Source organism: Arthrobacter sp. S2(2024) (genome assembly GCF_036662515.1).
Classification (GTDB): domain Bacteria; phylum Actinomycetota; class Actinomycetes; order Actinomycetales; family Micrococcaceae; genus Arthrobacter.
On the sequence record NZ_JAYKZI010000014.1, the window covers coordinates 47400 to 70255 of the forward strand.

Annotated in this window: 18 protein-coding genes and 2 pseudogenes; 3 read left to right on the forward strand and 17 right to left on the reverse strand. The window is 64.0% G+C overall.

Annotated features, from left to right (window positions below):
• Window positions 1-172 precede the first annotated feature (172 nt).
• From VLA65_RS19110 to VLA65_RS19120, 3 genes are read right to left on the reverse strand one after another with little or no spacing between them, the layout of a single operon-like run.
• Window positions 173-886 carry an SDR family oxidoreductase gene (locus tag VLA65_RS19110; RefSeq protein ID WP_332603404.1) on the reverse strand — a complete coding sequence of 238 codons (714 nt, stop codon included), beginning with the start codon at window positions 884-886 and terminating at the stop codon, window positions 173-175.
• 59 nt (window positions 887-945) lie between these two features.
• Window positions 946-1164 carry a hypothetical protein gene (locus tag VLA65_RS19115; RefSeq protein ID WP_332603405.1) on the reverse strand — a complete coding sequence of 73 codons (219 nt, stop codon included), beginning with the start codon at window positions 1162-1164 and terminating at the stop codon, window positions 946-948.
• Window positions 1133-1513, reverse strand: coding sequence for an oxidoreductase (locus VLA65_RS19120; RefSeq protein ID WP_332603406.1), 381 nt, complete (start codon window positions 1511-1513; stop codon window positions 1133-1135). The genes VLA65_RS19115 and VLA65_RS19120 overlap by 32 nt, the downstream gene beginning before the upstream one ends.
• A 412-nt stretch (window positions 1514-1925) precedes the next feature.
• On the opposite strand from VLA65_RS19120, the gene VLA65_RS19125 reads away from it, so the two are divergent.
• Window positions 1926-2426: a hypothetical protein gene (locus tag VLA65_RS19125; protein ID WP_332603407.1), complete on the forward strand. Its 501-nt coding sequence runs from the start codon at window positions 1926-1928 to the stop codon at window positions 2424-2426.
• Between the two features lie 92 nt (window positions 2427-2518).
• On the opposite strand, the gene VLA65_RS19130 is transcribed toward VLA65_RS19125, so the two are convergent.
• Both VLA65_RS19130 and VLA65_RS19135 read right to left on the reverse strand, forming a co-directional pair.
• On the reverse strand, window positions 2519-2857 hold the full coding sequence (locus tag VLA65_RS19130) for a LapA family protein (protein ID WP_332603408.1): 339 nt from the start codon (window positions 2855-2857) through the stop codon (window positions 2519-2521).
• A gap of 31 nt (window positions 2858-2888) precedes the next feature.
• A complete protein-coding gene (locus VLA65_RS19135; RefSeq protein WP_235835396.1) occupies window positions 2889-3152 on the reverse strand; it encodes a hypothetical protein in 264 nt (87 codons plus the stop codon).
• 318 nt (window positions 3153-3470) lie between these two features.
• On the opposite strand from VLA65_RS19135, the gene VLA65_RS19140 reads away from it, so the two are divergent.
• The gene (locus VLA65_RS19140; RefSeq protein ID WP_332603409.1) at window positions 3471-5678 is read left to right on the forward strand and encodes a beta-glucosidase family protein; all 2208 of its coding nucleotides are present in this window, start codon (window positions 3471-3473) and stop codon (window positions 5676-5678) included.
• A gap of 26 nt (window positions 5679-5704) precedes the next feature.
• On the opposite strand, the gene VLA65_RS19145 is transcribed toward VLA65_RS19140, so the two are convergent.
• The 4 genes from VLA65_RS19145 to VLA65_RS19160 form a co-directional block, all read right to left on the reverse strand.
• Complete coding sequence (locus VLA65_RS19145) at window positions 5705-7168, reverse strand: MGDG synthase family glycosyltransferase (protein WP_332603410.1); 1464 nt, start codon at window positions 7166-7168, stop codon at window positions 5705-5707.
• A 688-nt stretch (window positions 7169-7856) separates the two neighbouring features.
• Window positions 7857-8915: an LLM class flavin-dependent oxidoreductase gene (locus VLA65_RS19150; RefSeq protein ID WP_284991705.1), complete on the reverse strand. Its 1059-nt coding sequence runs from the start codon at window positions 8913-8915 to the stop codon at window positions 7857-7859.
• Window positions 8916-9432: 517 nt separating this feature from the next.
• Window positions 9433-9987, reverse strand: a complete 555-nt coding sequence (locus tag VLA65_RS19155; RefSeq protein WP_332603411.1) for a DUF6036 family nucleotidyltransferase — start codon at window positions 9985-9987, stop codon at window positions 9433-9435.
• The gene (locus tag VLA65_RS19160; RefSeq protein WP_332603412.1) at window positions 9984-10595 is read right to left on the reverse strand and encodes a helix-turn-helix domain-containing protein; all 612 of its coding nucleotides are present in this window, start codon (window positions 10593-10595) and stop codon (window positions 9984-9986) included. Before VLA65_RS19160 ends, VLA65_RS19155 begins: the two co-directional genes overlap by 4 nt.
• A gap of 1012 nt (window positions 10596-11607) precedes the next feature.
• Between VLA65_RS19160 and VLA65_RS19165 the strand changes: the two are divergent.
• A pseudogene (locus tag VLA65_RS19165) lies at window positions 11608-11909 on the forward strand (3-isopropylmalate dehydratase small subunit); the annotation flags it as partial.
• A gap of 410 nt (window positions 11910-12319) precedes the next feature.
• On the opposite strand, the pseudogene VLA65_RS19170 reads toward VLA65_RS19165, so the two are convergent.
• The 8 genes and pseudogenes from VLA65_RS19170 to VLA65_RS19205 form a co-directional block, all read right to left on the reverse strand.
• Window positions 12320-13822, reverse strand: a pseudogene (locus tag VLA65_RS19170) (glycoside hydrolase family 32 protein).
• 232 nt (window positions 13823-14054) lie between these two features.
• Window positions 14055-15614, reverse strand: coding sequence for a glycoside hydrolase family 32 protein (locus VLA65_RS19175; RefSeq protein WP_332603413.1), 1560 nt, complete (start codon window positions 15612-15614; stop codon window positions 14055-14057).
• On the reverse strand, window positions 15611-16681 hold the full coding sequence (locus VLA65_RS19180) for an ATP-binding cassette domain-containing protein (RefSeq protein ID WP_332603414.1): 1071 nt from the start codon (window positions 16679-16681) through the stop codon (window positions 15611-15613). Before VLA65_RS19180 ends, VLA65_RS19175 begins: the two co-directional genes overlap by 4 nt.
• A complete protein-coding gene (locus VLA65_RS19185) occupies window positions 16678-17643 on the reverse strand; it encodes an ABC transporter ATP-binding protein (RefSeq protein WP_332603415.1) in 966 nt (321 codons plus the stop codon). The genes VLA65_RS19180 and VLA65_RS19185 overlap by 4 nt, the downstream gene beginning before the upstream one ends.
• A complete protein-coding gene (locus tag VLA65_RS19190) occupies window positions 17640-18566 on the reverse strand; it encodes an ABC transporter permease (RefSeq protein WP_332603416.1) in 927 nt (308 codons plus the stop codon). The genes VLA65_RS19185 and VLA65_RS19190 overlap by 4 nt, the downstream gene beginning before the upstream one ends.
• Before the next feature lie 10 nt (window positions 18567-18576).
• Window positions 18577-19554: an ABC transporter permease gene (locus VLA65_RS19195; protein ID WP_284991714.1), complete on the reverse strand. Its 978-nt coding sequence runs from the start codon at window positions 19552-19554 to the stop codon at window positions 18577-18579.
• A 127-nt stretch (window positions 19555-19681) separates the two neighbouring features.
• Entirely contained in the window at window positions 19682-21361 is a 1680-nt protein-coding gene (locus VLA65_RS19200) for an ABC transporter substrate-binding protein (RefSeq protein ID WP_332603417.1), read from the reverse strand.
• A gap of 79 nt (window positions 21362-21440) precedes the next feature.
• The gene (locus VLA65_RS19205) at window positions 21441-22511 is read right to left on the reverse strand and encodes a LacI family DNA-binding transcriptional regulator (RefSeq protein WP_332603418.1); all 1071 of its coding nucleotides are present in this window, start codon (window positions 22509-22511) and stop codon (window positions 21441-21443) included.
• Window positions 22512-22856 lie beyond the last annotated feature (345 nt).

Sequence of the window (22856 nt, forward strand, 5' to 3'; positions counted from 1 at the left end):
CTGGGTGGATGTTCTTGTAGTCGGCGCCGGTGGCGACAGTACCTTCGCCGTGGGGCGACGTCCGGTTAAAGTGACTACAATCAATTATGACTGCACTCAGTTAATTGTCAAGCGGTAATGGAAAGCGCCGTGGTGATGAGTTGGATTCGTCACCACGGCGCTGCTGCTGTTTCTAGGACTTGCTGGGCGCAAGTTGGGGGTAGAGCGCCTCGATGGGGGCGCTGAGTCCGGCCTTGAGCTGGATGGACGTCTCGTCGGCGAGGACCTCGTACTCGCCGGCTTCGAGGGCATCCAATACCGTGGTGACCAGATCGGCCGGGTCCATTTTCGGGTCGGTGGCATGCGCAGCCATTGCCGTGTCTACGTAGCCGACGTGGACGCCCACCACGTGTACCCCTTCGGGGGCGAGCTCCAGGCGCAGTGAGTTGGTGGCCGACCAGAGGGCGGCCTTGGTGGCACTGTAGATGCCGCCGACGGCGTACCAGCTCATGGCGGAGTGGATGTCGATGATTGCGGATTCGGCCTTCGCTGACAGGATCGGTGCGAAGGCGCGGGCGAGGAATAGCGGGCCAAGGAAGTTCGTCTCGACGTTGGTCCGGATTTCCGCGTCGGTGTGGGTAAGGATGCCCGGGGTTGCAACGCCGGCCCCGGCGTTGTTGATCAGCACTGTGACATCGCCCGCAGCCTCGACTGCGGCCCGTATTGAGTCCGGGTCTGTGACGTCGAGGGTAAGGGGGACGATGCGCTCGTCCTCCCAGGTGCGCGGGGTGCGGGCGGTGGCGTAAACCTTGCTGGCGCCGCGTGCGAGGGCGCCGTGGACGAAGTGGGTTCCGATGCCGCCGTTTGCGCCGGTGACGAGGACGACTGCTCCATTAAGTGAGTGCATTTCACGAACTTTCTTGTGTTGATTTTCCGTCCGCGCCGGTCGGCGTGGATGGTGCGGGATTAGGCGTGGGCGAGGGCCGGGTAGTCGGTGTATCCGTCTGCCCCGCCGCCGTAGAGAGTGCTGGGATCCACCTCGTTCAGGGGGGCGTTTGAGCGCAGACGCTCAACGATGTCGGGATTGGCCAGTGCGAAACGGCCCAGTGGGGCAACGTCCGCAAGGCCGGCCGCGACGTCGTCGGCTATCTGCTCACGGTTGCGTCCGTAGCGGACCGCGAGCACCGCCGTCGGCCATATACCCGTTAGCGCCGTGGATTTCAACTCCGTCGGCGCCGGCCGCGATGGCCGAAGCTGCCGCGAGGCGGAAGTCAGCCACGGTGGCCTGGATATCCTCCGCGCTCAGCTCTCGCGGTGACGGCGTCTTCTGGGGTCCGGTCGGCGTGAAAATATTCTGATCTGCGGAGATCGCCGAGGGCGCCATGGGCTGACGGTGGTGAGGAGTGTTGTCCGGGTGGGACATGCGGCCCGCATGCATGAGCTGGATGAACACCGCCCCGCCCCGGGCGTGAACTGCTTCGGTGACGCTTCGCCAGCCCTCGACATGCTCGGCGGTGTAGATCCCGGTTGCCACAGTGAAGAAAGGGTCATTGGTTAGTCCTTTTGCGTTCGATGTTTCAGAGCAATCACCGTCATCCAGCCGATGTTCGGCCGCCGTGGACGCTAAGACCTGCCGATGCGGCTACGGGGTAGTGATTACACTCATAACTGAGTATGCTCAGATAATATTCCCCTGAGAATGCGACCGGGACAAGCCTTGTACACCCTCACAGCGTGCTCGGGAGGCCACCTTGTGTCGTTCGGGGAAGGGCGGACCGATTGAACTGCCCGGGGGCAATTTGTTGGGCTTGGGATATCGGGCGGCACGACCGAACAGGATGAAATCGTTCTCGCTCTTACCTTGAATCGATGGCGCGGATGTGCTGATGCCATTCATGCACCGTCTTAGTAGGTCCGGCACGGTAAACAGGAAGTATGGGTTCCAGATGCGCGACATCAACCTGCTCGCCTTGGCCTTGGTGCGTCCCGCCACGGCGGTCATGGGCGCCGAAGCTTATTCCCAGCTGGCCCTGAAGGCGGCGCTGCTCGAGTCCCTGACCGGGTTTCCCCTAATCATCGACGGCACCAAATGCATCGCGTGGATTCTGAGGGTCTTGCTGCTGCGGATCAACGGTTACCGGCACGGCTTCAGCACGACGATGTCTTCGACATTGTCGTGCGACTGGCCACCGGCGACACCGATTTGCAGTGCAGCGCCATCCTTATCGAGAAACATCTGCTTCGACGAGAGGTCCGATGGAAGATGTCCCAGGTTGATGTTCGGAATTCCCGATGGGCAGTCGGCGGGGTGCCTTGTTCCGTCCGTCACCCCTGCCAATTCCCGGCCAAGCCCCGAATGTGAACGTTCCAAAGCTGCGCCCGAAGGTGGCGCCGCAGGCCGTTTGGGCCGATTGGGCCGAGCATGGACGACGATGCCGGCGCCTTGAGCACGACCTTTGCCCCCTCTGGAGCACACCTGCCAGGCTGCAAGGGGTTCCCGAATGTAGGCTCCCTGGATGAGGTAGGGCCGGGGTGTTAGTCAGGGCCCTGGCGTCGTCGGTGTGCGGCGGCTGCGTGATCTGAGTTGGATGATGCGCACTGCACCGGCTACGGCAACCAGGGCCCCGCCTCCGACCGCGGCGATGAGCAGGGCAATGCCCAGGGAGATCGTCCCGTCCAGGCCGAAGAACCTGACCCTGGCGGCGTCCTGGTTCTGCACGATGAACGCGATGAGCAGGATCAGGAGCACGAGGGCGGCGATGGTGGCGGTCCAGGCCATTCCGGCGCGTGTGACCATCGGCCGGCGTCCTGCCGGCGGGGCCGCGCCCGGTGCGGGCGGATGGGAAGGCTCCGGTGCCGGCGGTGGTTCTGCATTCATGGGGGATCCCTTTGTCCTTTGACGCTCAGCTTCAGCCTTCTCCGGGCTGTATTGTGTCGAAGAACCGGTGCTCCGGCGGGGCGGGCGTTGCTTCGGCCCGGGCCCGGAGGAAGTCGAGGTCTTCGGGGGAGAGCGGCGCCTGGTCGTGCTGGTCCGAGTCCGCGGTGATTCCGGTTTCCTGATGGATCGTCTCCGTGATCGTGCGCGGTAGAACCACGCACCCGGGGTTCTCGGTGAGCCATTGCCGGGTTTCGGGGCTGAGGCTGTCCCAGTGGTCCCTGAGGTTTATCTCCATGGTGATCCCTTACTGGTTGAATCCGGAGGCAAAGGACCCGGGCCGGTCCGGTACCGGGGACGTGTTCAGCGTACGCCCGGCGAACGCTGAAAGACAGGTAACAGGGGGAGTGTCGGAAAGGCTGACCGACTGGCCGCCGCTAATGGGGGTGCGATGAGGAACCCCGCGCGAGTCGGAAGCGACTCCAGCGAGGGGATTCCCGGCGGCTTCGCAAACGCGGACTCACGGGGTGCAGACTTTAGGCATGAAGATTACTGCGGGCTTTAGTGTATGAAGATTGCTGCGGGACGACGGGCAGCGCGAACACAAGGGCTGGCTTTGACGGACACGATGTCGGCGGAGAGCAGCGCCTACGGCGAGGCGGTCAGGGCAGTCCGGGCGGGCGAGCTGGACGCGGATGAGGCAGCGGAGCTACTGATCGATCTGATGACGGATGGGGAGATCCTCGGCCTGCTCGACGGCGACTCTCCCGGGCTGCTGCTCCCGCTCATCCCGATACTGCTCAATAGGGTGCCGTTCGTGGCCGGGGCGGTCTCGCGGTTGGGCATACCGGGCATCCGTTTCAGCGACGGTGGCCGCGGCGTCGTGATCGGCGCCTCCACCGCCTTCCCGGTGACAATTGCGCGGGCCGCGACCTGGGATCCGTCGCTGGAGGAACGGGTCGGGCTTGCGATCGGTCTAGAGACCAGGGCTCGGGGAGCAAACTACTCCGCGTCCGTGTGCGTAAACCTGCTTCGCCACCCCGCGTGGGGCCGGGCTCAGGAGTGCTACGGGGAGGATCCGGTGCTGACCGCCCGGATGGGAGCTGCCATCACCCGGGGCGTGCGCGTGAACGCGATGGCGTGCGTAAAGCACTTCGCGCTCAACTCGATGGAGAACGAGCGCTTCGAGGTCGACGTGTCGGTCGACGAACACGCCCTGCACGAGGTGTACTTGCCCCACTTCAAGGCAGTCGTGGAAGCCGGCGCGGACTCGGTAATGAGTTCCTACAACCGGGTGCGAGGCGAGTACATGGACGTCAATCGCGCCCTGCTCACGGATGTGTTGAGACAGGAGTGGGGCTTCTCCGGGTTCGTGACGAGCGATTGGGTGTTCGGCACCCATCACGCGGTCGTCAGCCTCCAGGCAGGAATGGACGTAGAGATGCCGCTGCGACTGCTGCGCGCCCGTGAACTGCCGGCCGCCCTGCGCAACGGTGACCTGGCCCGGGCGACAGTGCTGCAGTCTGCACGCCGGATCCTGCGCACGTGCGTGCAGCATGCCGCGGCCCGGGAGATGGAGGCCCCTACCCGCGCCGTCATCGCCTCCCCGGCGCACCGGGCTCTCGCCCACCGGGTCGCCGCGGAGTCGATCGTGCTGCTGAAGAACGAAACCGTGGGCGCGGCGCCGCTACTGCCCTTGGCTCCCACCACCGGACATCTTGCGGTGATCGGACGACTCGCGGCACGAGCGAACCTCGGCGATCATGGCTCGTCACGCGTTCGGCCTCCCTCTACGGTCTCGCCGTTGCAGGGGCTGCGTGAGGCGCTTCCCGGGGTGCGGATCACGACCAGCTCCGGTCGGAACGAGCGCGCCGCGGCCGCGTTGGCAGCCGCCGCGGAGACGGCGATCGTCGTCGTCGGCCTGGACCAGCACGATGAAGGTGAGTCCGTCGTTACTGGCGGCGTGGACGTGGGCGTCCTCGGTCGGGCCTTTGCCTCAGGCCCTCTCCGTCGGGTGCTCATCGGCCTCGCGCACCTCGCGTCGCGCTTCGTCCGGGGCGGCGACCGCAGCTCCCTTGAGCTGCGCCCCGGCGATGAGCGCCTCATCCAGGCGGTCGTGGCCGCAAACCCCCGGACCGTCGTCGTGCTGATCAGCGGCAGTGCGATCCTCACGGAGTCGTGGCGAGGCCGGGTGCCGGCGCTCCTTCTTGCCTGGTATGGCGGTATGGAAGGCGGCCGCGCCCTTGCGAGCGTGCTGACCGGCAGTGAGGAACCCGGCGGGCGGCTGCCGTTTGTGCTGCCCACGGACGCCGCGCATCTGCCATCGTTCGACCCCGCGGCGAAGTCCGTCGTCTATGACGACAAGTGGGGTCAACGTCGGCTCGACGGCGAGGGACGAGCGCCCGCTTTCCCGTTCGGATTCGGCCTGGGCTACACGAGGATCGAGCATCGGCTTCTAGACCACAGGTTCGACGACACAGGCGGCTATGCGGATGTGCTTGTAACCAATACGGGCGACCGTGAGGGCTCGACCGTCGTTCAGGTCTACGCTGCCGATGTGTCCATCCGCAGACCGGTCGCTCAGCTCCTGGGCTTCCAAAAGGTGACGCTGCAGCCCGGCGCGGAGAGGACGGTGCGGGTTGTCCTGGATGCGGGGCCGGTCCTGCAGCGCGATCCGTCCACGCGGCGCTGGTCGCCGCGGGCGGGGGACTGGGGCCTGGTCGCCGGCCAACATAGCCCGGTCGGCTGGGCGGACGCGGGACCGTTGTGGCGCCCGGAGCCACTGATTGACCAGGAAGGCGTCTCGGACCGCCAGCCGATCTGAGGTCGATATGGGGCGCGTCCCACCGGTCACCCGGGAGGGAGGCGAAAGGGCGCCGATGGCCCCACGGCGCGGACGGGCAGCGCGTTGTCGCCCCGCAGCAGGGCGCGAAGCAATCGCCGTTCCTCCCAGCCGAGCAAAAGAGGCGCTTGGCCGCGCCGCAGCACCAGCCCACTGTCCGGAGTCGCGTACCGTTTCTGCAGGTCGGAAAGTTCCTCGGCTTGCAGCAGTGCTACGGTGCTGTCCGTCGCCCGGTCAACCAGGCGGACCAGCGACGAGGGCCCTGTGAGATCGGTGGCAACGAAACGCTGCTCGCTAGCGGCGAGAACTGTCCTTTGCGCAGCGCGGGTCACGACCAGCGGACGTGACGGCCCGCCCAGCAGGCCGCTCAGGACGTCCGCCGCGGCGTCGGGGCGGCCGGTTCTCCGCGCGGCGGCCTGCATCCGCTGCAGCCGGCCGGGTTCGCGCAGCACCTCGTCGATCTTCCAGCCGATCGTTGCGGGGCTGTTGCAGCGGACGGCCGCCCCTTGCTCCATCAGGTAGTCGCCGTTGCGAACCTCCTGCCCCGGGATGGGGTTTACAAGCACCATGGGCAGCCCCGCAGCCATGCACTCCGACGCTGAGAGCCCGCCCGGCTTGCCGACAAACAGGTCCGCGCGGCCCAGCAGCTGCGGCATCTCCGTGGTGAAGCCGAGCACGCGGTAGCGGTCACCGGCGGTCGCCACCAGCTTCTCGATGCGCTGCCGCAGCACGTCGTTGTTTCCGCACACGACCGTGGCCGTGAATTCCGAGCGCATATGCATCGTCTGACGCACCACGGAGAACGCATAGTCCCCGCCGGTCGCACCCGCCGAGATCAGCAGCATCGGTGGCTTGTTGCGATCGCGCACGGGCGCGGGACCGACCGGCTTGGTGATCGGGATGCCCGCGGCCGCGACTCGGTCGGGAGGAAGGCCGAGCGCCGTCAGCTCCACCCTGCCTTCCTCCCTGGCCACAAAGATCATGTGGAACGCGCCCGAGAGCCACAGGCCCTGGAAGTCATAGTCCGTCGTCACGACAGCGGTTTTTGCGTCAACCACGCCCCGGAGGAGTAACGACGCCAACAGCTGGGCGGGCAGGAAGTGCGTGCACACGATCGCGGTCGGTCGGAACCTCTTGATCGCACTGATGACCGGACTGGCGTTCACTCGTGTCCAGGGGTCGATTGGGCCGCGGCGCCGGAAGGGCGGGTTGCTGATGTCGTAACCCCACTCGACCAGCCAGGGCAAGCCCTCGACCAGGACGAAGTATCCCTTCCCCAGCAGCGCGCGGTAGAGCACGCTACTTACCTGCAGCACGTCCAGCACCTGCACCTCGGCGATGTCAGTGCGCGCGGCACATGCCTGGTGTACCGCCGCCGCCGCGCTGTTGTGCCCTGATCCAACCCCTGCGGACAGGATCAGTACGCGCTCTCCTCTGGCAGTGCCTGAGCCTCGTGCCGATGTTCTGCGCATGGAGTGAGGCTAGCAGGCCGCATCACCACACGGACGAAGCCTGGCCGTGCTCGGTGATGCAAAGCGCCGGGCCGGTACCTCCTGAGCGAGCCCGGGCAGGCACCATGCGTTGATCCGGCCTGGCCTGCCCTGCTTCGTCTTCGCAATCAATGGATCAAAAGCTTGGTCTGGGCGGGACGAAGGTGCGGCAGTGCCGGCAGATGATGGCCGAGGAGATGTCATCTGTCGAGGCTGCGGAAGCGGTGAACTGGTCCAGGCGACGGCTGCCTGCTAACGGCCTTCAGCCCTCTTTGACCGGATGCGTGCTCTATGCAATACGGAGTCCAAGGCCTTGCCTCGGGTCCGTAGTGCATAAAATCCGGCGCGGGGTGCCGGTGTTTGGGATCAGGTGTCGGGCAGGGGTGGTTTCATATCCACCCTGCGGTGCGCCCCTGTGCGTCGTCTTCGTCCTTGGGCAGTGGGAGATGGCGATTTCTTGCGCGGAGGGACTGCAACGGCGGTCATTTTCGCTTGCATCCTTTCTGGAACTGTCGCTTGTCAGCCAAGGAATCCACAACCCCGAGAACAGTATGAGCGGGAGTCAGGCCGCGAGCTCGTGGGACTGCTCTGACGACTGGGAGCACCGCGACTCGGCAGCGCACAGCCGCCCAGGATTGCCCAACGTGTGGTCGATCGAAGGCCGTGACGCCTACTGCGGGTCGCGCCGGACTTCAGCGGGAGTCCATCCCAGGGCTGGACCGAGTTTGCTGGCGATGTCGGTGAGGATCTGGATGTAATCCTCGTGGTCGAAGCTGAAGGGCAGCGCAAACGCCACCTCGTCGACTTCCTGGAATCCTGCGTGTGCGTATAGCTGCTCGGCGATCTCGTCGCTGGTACCGATCAGATCCGCGGCGAACAGCATGCCCCTTGCCCCCTGCGGCGCCCGTGTGCGGGGAGTTCGTTCGTCAACATACCGCTGGTATTTCTCCCGCTGACCCGGCGATGCCGAATCAGTTGGGATGACCACCAGGCCCTGCGACACACGGGCCTGTCCGTGCGCCTGGGCTGACGTTTCAGCGGCTTCACGGAAGGCGCGAATCTGCGACTGCTGGATTCGGGCAAAGTCCGGTTCCTGATCCGCTTCCGGAAAGATGACGCTGCTGGAGAGCAGATTGAAGCCGTTTGCCCCGGCCCAGACGGCCGATTTCCTGCTGGCCGCCCCATACCAAAGGCGATCCCGGAGCCCGGCAGAGTGCGGCTCGACGCGGTTGGAGAATTCCTCGACTACACCCTGCCTGCCGGAAAAGTCCCGAACCTTTTCCCCCGCGATCAGCCGGGCAAATCGGTTCAGACGCCCGTAGCTGAAATCCTCTAACTCGGAGGAATCCGGGTACAGCTCGTGCTTCAGTGTGTCGTAGTGCATCGGTTCACCCACGCTCAGCCCCGGATTGATGCGTCCCCCGGCGAGCAGATCCACGGTGGCCAGGTCTTCGGCAAGGCGCAAGGGGTTTTCCCAGCCCAGCGGGGTTACAGCGGTTCCAAGCTCGATCCGTGAGGTGCGCTGGCTGGCGGCGGCCATCATCGCGATGGGGGAGGAGATTCCGAACTGCAGATGACGGTGCCGCAGCCACGCGCTGTCGAATCCGAGGCCTTCGCCAAGTTCGATGATCTGCAAAGTGGATTCGTGGCCCGAGGCGGGATCCGCTGGATCGAACAGGCCGATAGTGAGGAATCCAAGTTTGCGTAAGGGACGTGAGGTGTCGGGCATGGCTTCCTTCAGGAGCGGATACGGCTGATCTCAGAATATGCGCCGGAACCTGCGGGTTCTTCTGACAATGGCAGGAGGTTACCCTTCGTGTCGGCTGAGGTGAGCGGTGCTACGTCGCAGGCATTGAACGCCTGCCGGAGATGGAGCTCCCTCCACAGGGGTGCCCGATAAGCGTCTCCGGACGAAACCGGCCGGTCATGATTCGTGAATGCAGGATGCAACAACTCGTGGAACTTGCGGATGGGCGACGGTTGTCCGGGATCGGAACTCGCCAGCCTGTATTCGCAGACATGTTGTGTGCTGGTCAACAAGCACATAATCCGGGAGGCGGGAAGATCATGCTGGCCGAGATGGTCTCAGTACAGCCCCTCTTTACGGCTTGCGTCACGGGTGTCTTCTTGGCAGAAAGGGTTTCCGCCCGCTAAGCGGGCTCGGGCGACTGCTCCTCTCGATGTCTGTGATGGTTATCCAAACGCGGGCCGGGTTGAGGCACTTTCTGGAGGGCTGGTCTGGGAAATTATTCGTCGTGTTTGAGGGCTGCGGCTGCGTCGAGGGCGTCGTCGACGACGATGAGGTAGTTGGCCCGGCCTGCGGCGAGGGGGATGGAGTGGTCGCCGTATTTCCTATAGGCGAGGTCGACGGCGTCGTCGGCGTTGGTGATGTTGAGCCGGCGAAGGAGCCGGGCGATGTCGAGGGTGTCTTTGTCGCGTTCGGCGGCGATTTTCATGGCCAGGAGTGTTTCGGTGTCCGCGGCCTGGATGGTGAGTCCGTCGAGTTGTTCCAGGGTTACCCAGGTGGCGTTGTCCGGGACGAATGCTGCTGCGTTGGAGTTCAGCCAATCAGGCGCAAGATCGTAGTCTTCGGCCATCTCGGTGACCACGGCGTTGACCGTGGCGGGGTCGGCGTAGCTGGCGTCGATGTCGGCGGTGGGGCGGTTGCCGATTCCCTGCAGGATGAGCGCGGCACCTCCGACGAGTTTGATGTCGCCGTGGATGCCGCGGGCCTGCAGGCGCCGGCCGAGTTCGTGGAGGAGTGCGCGGATTTGATCAGCGGTGAGTTCTCCGCCGCTCATGCGGTGGCCAGGCTGCGTTCGCGGATGAAGACGTTCAGGGCGGCGAGTTCGGCCGGTGTTTCGGACATGGTGAGGTTCTTCATTGGTTCCCTGACGGTCCGGTAGGACTCGGCCGGCATCCACGCCTTGTTGAGGGCTTTGACGCGTTTGGTCCAGGACGGTGCGGGTTGCCCGAGCCGGTGTGCGGTGTAGTTGGTGATCCCGGCCAGGGCCGCGGACCAGTGCGGATCCTTGAGCCGGGGGCTGCGCTGGAGCAGCGGCCGTCCGGCTTTGAGAGAGGCTGTGGCGTAGTCGGCGAGCATCTTGATGGCGAACTCGAAGTCGCGCGAGCCGATCAGCTGGGCGAACGTTTCGGCGTAGTCCCGCCGTGCCGGGTCGTAGTCGCTGCCGCGGGGCATAGGGTCGGAGGCGGTTAGCGAGAGCCCGAGTGTGTGGAGGACGGCCATGGTTTTGCCGAGTTCGGCGCGTTCGTGGCCGGCCTCGAGGTCAACAAGGAACTTCCGTGAAACGCCACTCGCCTCCGCGAGCGACTGTTGTGAAAGCCCTCGTTCCTGGCGCCGGGCGCGGATGATCGCACCGGCCGCCGCGGGTGTGTCGATGCTGGTCATGTTCGTCAAACGTCCTCCTTCATCATTTCATTATGTCACCGAATGGTGTCAGCAGTGGACTGTCGAACGTGTCCGTCAACGAACTCTGGTGCTTGATGCGTTGGTACTATCGGGCATGGACATGAACCGGCCTCTTCCAGAAGACAGCATCCGTCGGGCGGGTCAGTCGGCGGACGAGGCGCACGCCCCCACACCGGACGGTGTCCGTCACGGGCCCGAGTCGGACCCCCATCGTCACGGCCGCGGTCCTGATGTCAGTGCCGGCTTGGACTTTGTGCTGCGACACGATGCGGGGTTGTTGAAGCGCCTTGAGGAGGCCTGAGCTCGCGGCTCGGGCCCGACTCCGGTACGGGATGCAGAAAGGAGGCATCGTGGTGGCGGAATCAGTAGAGGAACTCTTGACGAGGCGGCCTGTTGACATTGTTGCTGTCGGCGCCCATAAGAAGCACCTGCTCGATGAGGTCCGGGCGTACCGGCTTCGGGAGCTCCGTGAGGCATCCGACCTGACGCAGGTCGAGTTGGCTGCGTCTGCACGTCGGCCAGAACAGGGTGTCCCGGATCGAGCACGGCGACATTGACAGCGCTCAGGTTGACACGCTGCGGAAGTATGTTGAAGCGGTCGGTTGCCGGCTTCGTGCGGAGGTTAAACTCGGCGACGAACGGATCCAGATCGCCTGAGGCGGCAACCCGTACCCGTATGTTTGAGTAACTCGATCGTGGCCGGGAAGCGGGTCCAAAGCCGGAATATCGCGTGTGCACTATGTGCGCACTCTTGCCGTCGGACTCGGCTAGGTCGGTGCCGGTTCGGACCGTACTCAGAATATTTTCCGGACTTCTCAGTCTTTTTCGCGGGTTGGAAGCCGGGCCGGGTGGGTTATTTCCCACATGGCCGACGCCCCGAATACTTTCACGGATTTGGGTAAGTGGTGCCGGTGCAGGATTCGTCAGGTCCGGGGGGAAGGAATTGAAGAAACTGTGCACCAGCGTGGCCAAGCTGCGCTTTGAGGCAAACATCCTGATCGCGGGCCCCGACTTCGGAACTGGTTCCTCCCGGGAACACGCCGTGTGGGCGCTCATGGACTACGGGTTCCGAGCGGTCATCTCACCACGCCTCGCCGACATCTTCCGAGGCAACGCAGCGAAGTCGGGTCTTTTGGCGGTTCAAGTGGACCCGCAATAGATTGAGCAGCTCTGGCAACGGTGGAGTCCCACCCTGAGGTTCCACTGAGCATCGACCTAGACGCTCAAACAATAAACGCTAATCACTTTGAGAGAACCAGACCCGCCTGGCTACCAACCACCATCTCCAAGTAGGCGGACCAGGAAAGCCGCGCGGGCTCCCGCAGATCCCGCGGTGTGTATAGCCCCACACTCTTGGGCCGGGAGGCGTGCAATCGGTCGCAACACGAAACCTGAAAGTCAGGCGCCGCCTCCCGGGCCAAATCACTTTCCAAGGACAGGTTGGGGTCCACATGTCACTCGAGGAAGACTCATTGCTGGCGATCGCGATGGAGTTCTTTTCCTCCTCTCGGTGAGGACCGGGAACAGCAGTTCGGCGCCGCGGCGGTAGTGACTGCATGGCAGGGGCAAGGCGCTCAAACCCACGCGCGCCAGGGGACTCTCGATTTCAGGCGCGTCCCCTGGCCCGCAAGCTGCGTCGCCGTCGTCCACCCGTTGCGTTGATTGGGTGGGTTTGAAACCATCCGGCGGTTGGGTAGCGATGGTCAGGCGAGGGTGGTGAGCCTGAGCGAAGCGACCTTTGCGGTTCCTCCGGTGGTGTACAGCGACACGCCGGTGCCGGAGGGGTCTGGGAAGATCAGCTCGGTGAGGGTGACTTCTCCGTCTTGGGCGAAGATCTCCACAGAGCAGTGATCAACGAAAATGCGTAGGCTATACGCTCCATCCATGGCACGCAGGGGCGCAGTGTCGAACGATGAAAAGGCGCCGTGGAACGCGGTGTTGCCCGAGACCGTTCGATCCACGAGCAGTCTGCCGTCACCCGGACGGATGCCGATCCTTGTACCTTCGTTGCCGTTGCCGCGGATCACGAGGCCAAATTCATCTGCGGACCGGGCACAAAGGTTATCTCGATGAGTTGCACGGCGCCCCCGCCTGCCACGGAACGGATGCCATCGACGTCGAGCTCTGTGTAGGCAACTGTGCGGGTAAGCGCTGCGGGGTCAATCACTGCCTGCTGGGTGAGGTGCGGTGTCCCTTCAGAGGTGACCAGCGAGACCTCGCGTACAAGCGACATGGGGCTTCGCCACGGGGAGGTTGGAATGTCGTTGCCGTACTGCCAGTTGTTCATCCAGGCCATCATGAGCCGGCGACCGTCCGGAACGTTGCTGAAGGAAACGGCAGCGTAGTAGTCCCGGCCCCAGTCGAGCCAGTGATACTCGGTCAGGCGCGCCGGATCCTGGTCGCCTTCAGTGACGGTGGTTTCGGACCTGAACGTCACGCCGTCGAATTCGCCCACGAAGTACTGTCCCGCAGATCCTCCGTTTGGGCCGCCCGGATTGAGGTTAACGGTCAGGACCCATCGGATCAGGTCCTCGTTCCCGTCAAGTGGCAGAGGAAACAGGTCAGGACATTCCCAGACTCCGCCAGTAGCGTTGGCCGGCCCGAAACTGCTGAGGTAGTCCCAGCTCCTGAGGTCATCGGAGCGGTACATCACGACCGTGAAATCCAGTGCCTCGACAGCGACCATTACCCAATAGGCGCCGGCCGGGCCGTTGTAGCGGAACACCTTCGGGTCGCGGAAGTTCGCGGAAGTTCGCGGAATTGCGGTTCAGGACCGGGTTTCCGTGGTACTTGGACCAGGTGTAGCCGCCGTCCGTGCTCCACGCGAGTGACTGGGCCTGGATCCCGGCGTGCTGTGAGTTCTCCTTGTAGGCACTTGTGTAGATGGCGACCAGGGGTGCAACAGTTCCGTCGCCGAAGCCGCTGGTGTTGTGCTGGTCGTAAACGACGCTGCCGGAGAAGATGTCCTCGTATTCATCGCAGGCAATAGCGACGGGTTGCTCTGTCCACGTGATGAGGTTCGTGGAGGTGGCGTGCCCCCAGGACATGTTTCCCCAGACATTCCCAAAGGAGTTGTTCTGGTAGTAGAGGTGGTAATTGCCCTCGTAGTAGATGAGGCCGTTGGGGTCATTGAGCCAGGTGTCCTTGCTGGCGTAATGCATCGCCGGCCGGAAAGCCTCACGTGTGGGCGCGGTTACCGCGGTCATGAATCAAAGTCTCATTTCATTTCGTCTTCCTGAGGAAGGGTGGGTGCGGCCATCCAGCCGGCGAACGGCGCGGGGCGCTGTTCGCCGGCTGGACGGATGCTGGTGTTAGCAGTTGCTCGTGTATAGCTCGTGCGTCCGCTTCGCGGCGGGATGCCCCGGCCATGAGCTGGATGTCTTAGGTGAGAGAGCGATGGGGACATGACTCCAAAGGCGGGAGACGTCGGATCCTGAATTAGGGGAAGAGGTTCCGAGCTCCTCCAAAGATCTCAGCCATGGTCCAGGCATCGAAGGAGAGCAGCCTCACGGTACCCTCGGCGGTCAGGCTCACGTGCTCGCCGGCCAGGGTCGGGTAAACGCGGGCGGTGAGCGGCTTGCCGTTGGCGAAAATTTCGACGGCGGATCGGTCCACCAGGACGCGCAGGTGCACCCGGCCGTCGGGCATCGGAAGCGGTCCGGACTTGTCGTCGACATCAACGGTTGGATCGAGGCTGCTCTGAGTCCGGTCGAGGCGGAGTGTGCCTTGGCCGTCGCCTTCAGTGGTCCGGCACAGCTCGATCACTGTTTCCTCCTTGGATTTACCGGTGACGCCACCGTCAGCCGATCCCAGCAAGCCCAGTCGCAGCACAGCACCAGGCTCGAGCTGCACATCCAGCTCGAGGTCCAATTGGCTGCCGGAGACACCGGTAGCCACAGGTGCCCCGGTACCCACCAGCTCCTGTCCAGGCAGGCCCACATGGTCCCGGCGCAGCTTCTCGATTTCAGGCACGGGCGCGAACCCCAGGGTTCCGTCGTCGGCCACGGTTGTGACGCGCGGCAAACTCATGACGCCCGACCACCCGGCCTCGATCATCGCGGCGTCGCTGCGGCCCTCCTGAAGCCAACCAAACATGATGCGTCGGCCGGACTCATCCTGGAATGACTGCGGCGCATAGAAGAACCGTCCACCGTAGTCGAGCCGATGCAGCCCGGTGGGCTCGAAGGAGTTTTCCGAATAGCGGCCGGTCCAGTACAGCGGGTGGCGCGTGTCGCCGTTGTCCCATGCGGAAAAGACCAGCACGTCGGGCGCGTCGCCAGAAGTCGGAACCGTACCCAACGATCCCTCGCGTGCCCGGAACAGGTCCACGCATTCCCACATGGTCCCGGTCCAATCGGAATCGGCAGGATCGCCCTGTGAGGCGTCGCCGATGAACAGGGGCCCGACGTATTCCCAGGCGCGCAGATCCTCCGACTCGTACAGGAACGCCGTGCCGCCGCGCCCACGGATGCCCGATCCCACCAGTTGCCGCCAGATGTAACCCTCGCGCCATACGCAGTGATCGCGATACGCCGTGATGTCCACTCCGGCCGGCGGGGCTGCGATGACCGGGTTCTGAGGAATCTTGCTCCAGCTCAGGAGGTCTGCGGATCCGACGGCAACGCAGGGCAACTCCTGCTCGCCCAGCCGTCCCGAGTACACCAAGGTGGGTGTTCCTCCGTCGTTCACCAACACCCCCGACCAGCAGCCGTCGGCGTCCGGACCTGCGGAAGGTTCCAGCGCCACAGGCTGGTCCGTCCAGTGGACGAGGTCGGTGCTGGTGGCGTGGCCCCACTGGATGCGGTGGTGGAAGGCGCCTTCGGGGTTGTACTGGTAGAAGAGATGATAGGTGCCGTTCCACTGGCTCACGCCGTTGGGGTCGTTCAGCCAACCGGCCGGGGACACGAAATGGAAGCGCGGCCGAAGGGGGTCCGCATCGGCGCGTGCAATCAGTTCGTCCTGGGGGACGGTGCCGAGCGGGTGCGTCGATTCAGTCATGCGGAGGCCTTGCTGTCCGTAGGTTCAGTTGCCAGGGCGTGGCCGCCGGCTCCAGCCTGCGGGCGGTAGAGGTGGCAGCGCACCCAGTGGCGGTTTTCGGGGTTGCCCACACCGTGGCGAACGGGTTCCTCGGCCGAGCAGGCCTGGTTTGGGTCGCCGTCGAAAGCGCAGCTGGTCGAAGCCATCACAGCCTGTCGCAGCTCGGCCCGGCGGACGGGATCGTAGGAGCCCGCCCGGGCCGGATCCGGGACGGCTGAGACCAGCAGTTGCGTATACGGGTGGGCCGGGTTGGCCAGGAGGTCCAAGGACTCGCCCTCTTCAACGAGCTCACCGGCGAACATGACCGCCGTCCGGTCCGCGAGGTATCGGGCCGAAGCGAGGTCGTGTGTGATGTAGAGCATGGAGATTCCCTGCTCATCGCGGAGTTTGCGCATCAGGTTCAGCACGCCGATCCGGACCGAAACATCCAGCATGGAGGTGGGCTCGTCAGCGAGGATGACCTGTGGTTCCACGGCAAGGGCCCGGGCGATCGCGACTCGCTGGCGCTGGCCGCCGGAGAGCTCGTGCGGGTAGGAGTTCAACATGTCGGCCTGCAGGCCCACGGTGGTCATAAGCTCCTCGAGTCGCTGCTGTGTCTCTGTCTCGGAGCTGCCGCCCTTCCGGTGGATCACTAGCGACCTCCGCAGGAAATGCTCCACTCTGTGGGCAGGATTCAGCGAGCCGAAGGGATCCTGGAAGACCATCTGCAGTTGGGAGCGGAAGGCGTGCGATGCCTGGAAGCGGTCACGCTTGAGGACGTCGACGCCGTCAAGCAGGATCTCGCCGGAGCTCGGACGTTCCAGCCGGGCAACGCAGCGGGCCAGGGTGCTCTTACCCGACCCAGACTCTCCCACGAGGGCCACGATTTCTCCGCGGCCAATGGTCAGGTCTACGCCGTGCAGGGCCCGGACGGACTCCCGGGAGAACAAACCACCTATTGCGAAAGACTTTCCTAGTCCGCGGACCTCGAGGGCCGTAGCTTCTGTGTCGGCGGAGGGGCGCTGGGATGACAGCACAGCGTGGCTCATCGTGCGGCTCCTTCCATGATGGCGGTGTCATCAGCCGCTGAAGCGTCGGCACCAAACGGAGCCACGAAATGGCCGGGTGCTGCTTCGGTGAGGTCGGGGATGTTCCGGAACTTCACGCCGTCGGGCAGTCCGGTCAGCGGAACCCGCGGACCGGTCAGCGGCGGGAACGCACCCATCAGCGCCTGCGTGTAGGGGTGGCGAGGGTTGGCGTAGACGTCCTGGGCTTTCGCGGTCTCCACGATCCGGCCTCCGTACATCACGGCCATGCGGTGCGAGAGCTCCACCATGAGGGACATGTCGTGGGTGATGAAGAGGACGGAGAATCCCAGTTCGCGTTGGAGTTCCTTGATTTGGGCCATGATTTCCTGCTGCACCACCACGTCCAGGGCGGTGGTGGGTTCGTCGAGGATCAGGAGGGACGGCTTGAGCGCCACGGCCATCGCGATCACCGCACGCTGGCGCATGCCGCCCGAAAGCTGGTGCGGGTAGGACTTGAGTCGAGCGGAGTCGATCCTGACAAGTTCCAGCAGCTGGCCCGCGCGTCGGAGGGATTCCTTGCGGGAGTAGCCGGCGTGTGTGGTGAAGATGTCCACGATCTGCTCGCCGATGGTGAGCACCGGATTCAGCGAGTTCATGGCCGATTGGAAGACCATCGCCACGTCCTGCCAGCGGAAACGCCGCAGTTCCTCCGGGCTCATGGCCAGGACGTCCTTGCCGCCGAAGGAGATGCTGCCGGCGGCGATTTTTGCGGGGTCCTTGAGCACCCGCATGATCGAGTTGGCGATGGTCGACTTGCCGCAGCCGGACTCGCCCGCCAGCCCGAACACCTCACCGGTGCCGATGCTGAAGGAAACACGGTCGACGGCGGTGGTGGAGCGGGTGTCGCCGATGTACTTGACGGTGAGGTTCTTGACGTCGAGAACGGGCTCGTGGGAGCCGAAGGAAACTTGGGAGACTGTCACTTGGCGGCGCTCCTTTCGGTATTCTTTGGGGTTTTGATCTTCCGCAGCCGCGGATTAGTGACCTCGTCCACGGCGTAGTTGATGAGCGCAAGTGCGAACGCGACCACCGCGATGCAGACACCCGAGGGAACAAAGACCCACCAGCTGCCGGTCAGTAGGGCTCCCTCGTTGCCGGCCCAGAAGAGGTTGTTGCCCCAGGAAACGGTGCTCACGTCACCCAGGCCAAGGAACTCCAGGCCTGCCTGGGCGCCGATGCCGTAAATCACGCAGCCGAGGAGGGTTCCCATGACGATCGATGCCATGTTCGGCAGGATCTCGCGGAACATGATGCGGCCCGCCCGTTCGCCGGACACCACGGCCGCGGCCACAAAGTCCTTTGAACGGATGGACAACGCCTGGGAGCGCAATACACGTGCCGACCCAGCCCAGCCGGTGACCACGAGCACAAGGATTACCGTGCCCAAACCCGGCGGCAGGAAAGCTGCCAGGATGACAAGGAGCGGGAGCCCGGGCAGGAGCAGGAAGACGTTGGTCACCAGGGACAGTGCTTCGTCAATGAACTTGCCGAAGTACGCCGACGCCAGGCCCACCAAAATGCCGATGAAGGTGGATGCGAAGCCCACAGTCAACCCGACGAACAGGGAACTGCGGGAGCCATGGACAGTCAGGGCAAGCACGTCCTGGCCTTTGGCCGTGGTGCCGAGCCAGTGCTCGGGAGACGGTTCCAGCGAGGCCATCGCGGTGATCCGCGATGGGTCTCCGGGGAACAGCACGGGGGCCAGCAACGCAAGCGCGATGAACACGAGCATCACGATCATGCCCACCAGGGCCTTCTTGTTGGTGATAAGTCCGTGGACGAAACTGCGGTTGGGCTTGCGGGCAGCTGTGGGCTCAGTGGGTTGCTTGAGAATTGCGGTTGTCATGATGGATCCCTCAGTTGCTGCGCACACGCGGGTCGAGGCGGACGTAGAGGATGTCCACGAGGAAGTTCGCCAGCAGCACGGCGGCGGTGATGGTCAGGAAGAGGCCCTGCATAAGCGGGTAGTCGAGGCCTTGGACGGCGTTGAGGAGTTGGTAGCCGACGCCGGGATACGCGAACACCACCTCGGTGAGCATTGCACCACCCACCACGAAGCCCAGGCTCATGCCGAAGCTCGTGACCGACGGGAGCATGGCGTTCCTTGCCGCGTAGCGGAGCATGATGCGGCCCGGCCGGAGACCCTTGGCCTCGGCCATGGTGATGTAGTCCTCGGCGTTCGTGGCGATCATGGTGTTCCGCATGCCGAGCATCCAGCCGCCGATGGACACCAGGACGATCGTCAGCGCCGGGAGCACAAGGTGAGCACCGACGTCGCCGATGAACTCCCAGGTAAACGCGGGCTCCAGTCCATCCGTGAAAGCGTGGCGGATCGGGAACCAGCCCAGGACTACACCGAACAGGTACAGGGCTCCCATGGCCAGCCAGAAGTACGGGAAGGATCCGATGAAGATCAGGAGCGGCGGCAGGGCGGAGTCGATCGCGCCGCCGCGTCGCCAGGCGGCCAGCATGCCGAGGAGATTGCCGATGATGGCGGCGAACACAAGTGCGGTTCCGCCCAGCAAAAGGGTCCAGCCGATCTGGCTGGCGATGACCTCGGTGACCGGGGTGGGGAAACGCGAGATGGAGACACCCATCTGGCCGGTCAGGATGTTGTGCATGTAGTCGACGTACTGTTCCCAGAGCGGCCGCGTATCCACGCCGAGCATCTTGCGCAGGGCTTCGATCTGTTCGGGCTGCATCTTGCCCTGGGTACGGGCGAACATGCGTGAGACGGGGTCTCCCGGCATGAAACGCGGGAGCAGGAAGTTCAGGGTGATGGAGGCCCAGAAGGCGATCAGGTAAAAACCCAGGCGGCGCAGGATGAAGCGCACGGTTGCTCCGTTCGGGAAAGGCGGGGTCCGGGACGACAAAGGTCCCGGGCGGGAAAGATGAAAAGGTTCTCGGCCGGTGGGAACCGGAATATGGCAACTGCAGCCACCGGCCGAGAAGTGGCGCCGGCTACTTGCGCGGTTCCAGGGTGGTCAGGACCAGGACCGTGGTGGGGGAGCGGTCAGAGAGCGTTGCGTAGGGGTTGTCCTGAGTGGGCCATCCCGTGAAGTGAACGTCCGTGTAGTCGCCCCATTCGGGGCCGGAGAACAGCGGAACCGTCGGGGCCACCGCGTTGTATTCCGCCTGAAGCCGGTTCGCGATCTGCTTCTGTGCGGCTCCGTCGCCAGCAGAAGCAAACTGCTGCAGGAGATCATCGGCCTTTGGATCGCCGAAACGGTGGTAGTTCTCGGTGGCCTTGGCGCCCACCGGCTTGACGGTGGATGTGCCCATGGTGGAGCTGAAGTACTTGAACGGGCTGGGGTCGTTCGCGCTCCAGACGATGCCGGTGTCGAACGTTCCCTGCTCGTAGCCGGAGACGACGGAGGCCCAGTCAGGGGAGTCCACCTTGGCGGTCACGCCGATGGCCTGGAGGTTCTGGGAGATCACGTTGGCCACGGAGAGCCAGTCGGAGGAGCTGGCGCCCACGGAGATCTTGAACTCGAAAGGCTTGCCGTCCTTGAGGGTGCGCTTGCCGTCCGCGCCCTTGGGGTAGCCGGCGCCGTCGAGCATCTTGTTCGCTTCGTCGACATTCAGCTTGGTCCAAGTGCAGTTGTTGTTCGCCACATCGGCGTTCTTCCAGCTCGCGTAGTTGCCGGAGAGGCCTGTGCAGTCGGCCGGAGTGGCGTACCCGCTCATGCCGATCTTGGTGACCTGGTCACGGTCAACCGCCATGCTCAGGGCCTTGCGCACCGTCGCGTCATTGAACGGCGCCTTGCTGGTGTTCAACTGCCAGTTGATCATGGCGCCCGTCGGCGGGAACCAGAAGTGGCGGTGGTCCTTGTCTTTTGAGATGAAGGTCTTCTCGATGTTCGGGATGAACTGGGTGGACCAGTCCACATCGCCGTTGACGCTGGCCAGGTTGGCGGCATCGTTTCCGGACATCGCCAGCATCTTGATGCCGGCGATCTTCTGCTTGTCAGGCTGCCAGTAGTTCGGGTTCTTCTTCAGCACGAAGGACTGGGACTGGAAGCTGTCCACCTGGGTGTAGGGGCCGGTTCCCACGGGGTTGGCGTTGGTGTCCTTCGCCGGATCGGCGATGGATGACCAGATGTGCTTGGGGAGGATGGGGAGCTGCCCGATCTCATAGAGCGCGGGGGACCAGGGCTTGTTGAAGGTGAATGTCACCTTGTCGGTGCCCGCCGGAGTGACGGAATCCAGGTACTCGAAGCCGCCCTTGAGCTTCTTCTGCAACTGGAAGGTGTAGGCCACGTCATCGGCGACGAAAGGCTGCCCGTCGGACCACTTCACGCCGTCACGCAGGGTGAAGGTGACGGACTTGCCGTCCTTGGCAGCGTCCCAGGAGGCGCCCAGCCAGGGGACGGTGTTGCCTTTGGCCGGGTTGAAGACCAGTAGGGGTTCGTAGATGGCCTGCTGGACCATGGGGTTCACAGTGGGGGCGAAGGGGTTGAAGTTACGGTCGAAGGTGCTCATGTCCTCACGCGGGATGGTCAGGAAGGCGTTCGCGTTGGCTCCGGCGTCGGTGCCGGCGGACTTGTTGACAGTGGCAGCGCAGCCGGTCAGCAGCATTGCACCCACAGCCAGTCCGGCCGCTGCAATGCGGGCAGACCTCAAGAGTCGGGGTTGTGTCATGATGGGTATCTCTTTCCTATCTTCATCAGCAAGGTGAAGGGGTGGGTAAGGGTTTGCTCTTCGAAACTTGATTTCGCGGTCAGACCGAAGAGCGTTCTAGCAGCGGACAGTCGACCAATTGCTGGTCGGCAGTGATCGGCTGTCCTGCTGTGAGAGCTGCGAGCGTCTGGACTCCCAGTGCGCCCATTTTTTCGAAGGGCAACGCAACCGTGGTCAGTTTTGGCCTGAGGTAGGCCGCGATCAGTTCCTGGTTGTCGAAGCCGATCACGGCGATGTCCCCGGGGATGGTCAGTCCCCGTTCCTTGATGGCGTCATAAGCGCCCATCGCCATGCGGTCATTGAGGCAGAACAGTGCGGTCGGCCTGTCCTGCTGGGGGTAACGATCCAGGATTTGGCACGCCGCCTCGTAGCCTCCATCCGCCGTCGCATGCCCGGACACCACCAGCTCCGGATCCAGTTCGAGCCCGGCGCCGGCGAGTGCTTCGCGGGCACCCTCCAAACGCCCGACGGCCGCGGGAATGTGCGGGTCCAGGTTGATGACTCCGATCCTGCTGTGGCCGGCCCGGAGCAAACGATCGACGGCAACCCTGCCGCCCCCGCGCTCGTCCGGGACGATCGAGGGCAGCTTCCCGTCCGCGTCGAAACAATTGATCAGGACAGTGGGAACCTCGTGGGCGCTTTCCGGAACATGTACCCCGCGGTGGTATGTTGCCGCGTACAAAAGTCCTTCCACTCGTTGTTCCAGCAGCTTTTCCGTTGCTGCATCTTCCAGGCCTTGGTTGGGTCCTACGGCATCGGCCTGGTCGGAAGGCGCGATGAGCAGGAACCGGTGGTCAAGCCAGGCTTGATCCTGGGCGCCCTTGATGATGTCCACCGCAAACGGGGCCGTCACGATCTCGGTGACGAGTCCGTACCAATCACTGCGTTGGGAAGCCAGTGCGCGCGCTCCGGCATTCGGGCGGTAACCCAATGCCTGGACGGCGTCGTTGATGCGGATGCGCGTTTCCTCAGAAATGCTGGCGTTTTCGCGGTTGTTCAGCACGAACGAGACCGCCGTCCGGGAGACACCGGCGTGCTTGGCGACATCACTCATGGTGACACCCCGCTGCCGCACAGCCGCGGCTTTCTGGGGGGTGGTGGTTTTCGCCATTGAATGCTCCGTGTCTTCGTTGATCCTGCGCGCAGTACCAAGGGTTCGGTCTGAGGTCGTATCGCAATCGTTGGCAAGTAACGCGAGTTACCTTCAGCGGTGTGATTGAGGTTACACGCGTTACCTCGTAGCTGTCAACGGCTTCCACCGGCATGCGGGCAGTTGGTTCACGATCACTTGAGCCAGGCCGGGCGTCGGAGGATTTGACTGTTGACTTGTCCGGTGGACAAGCCGTAGGTTCCCTTTTTGACAACGTTGTCTTCGTTCGGTGGATCTGACGCAAGTGCAGCATTTGAGTCGATCAATGCCCCCACACAACTAGCCGAGCGACAACCGGCATTACCT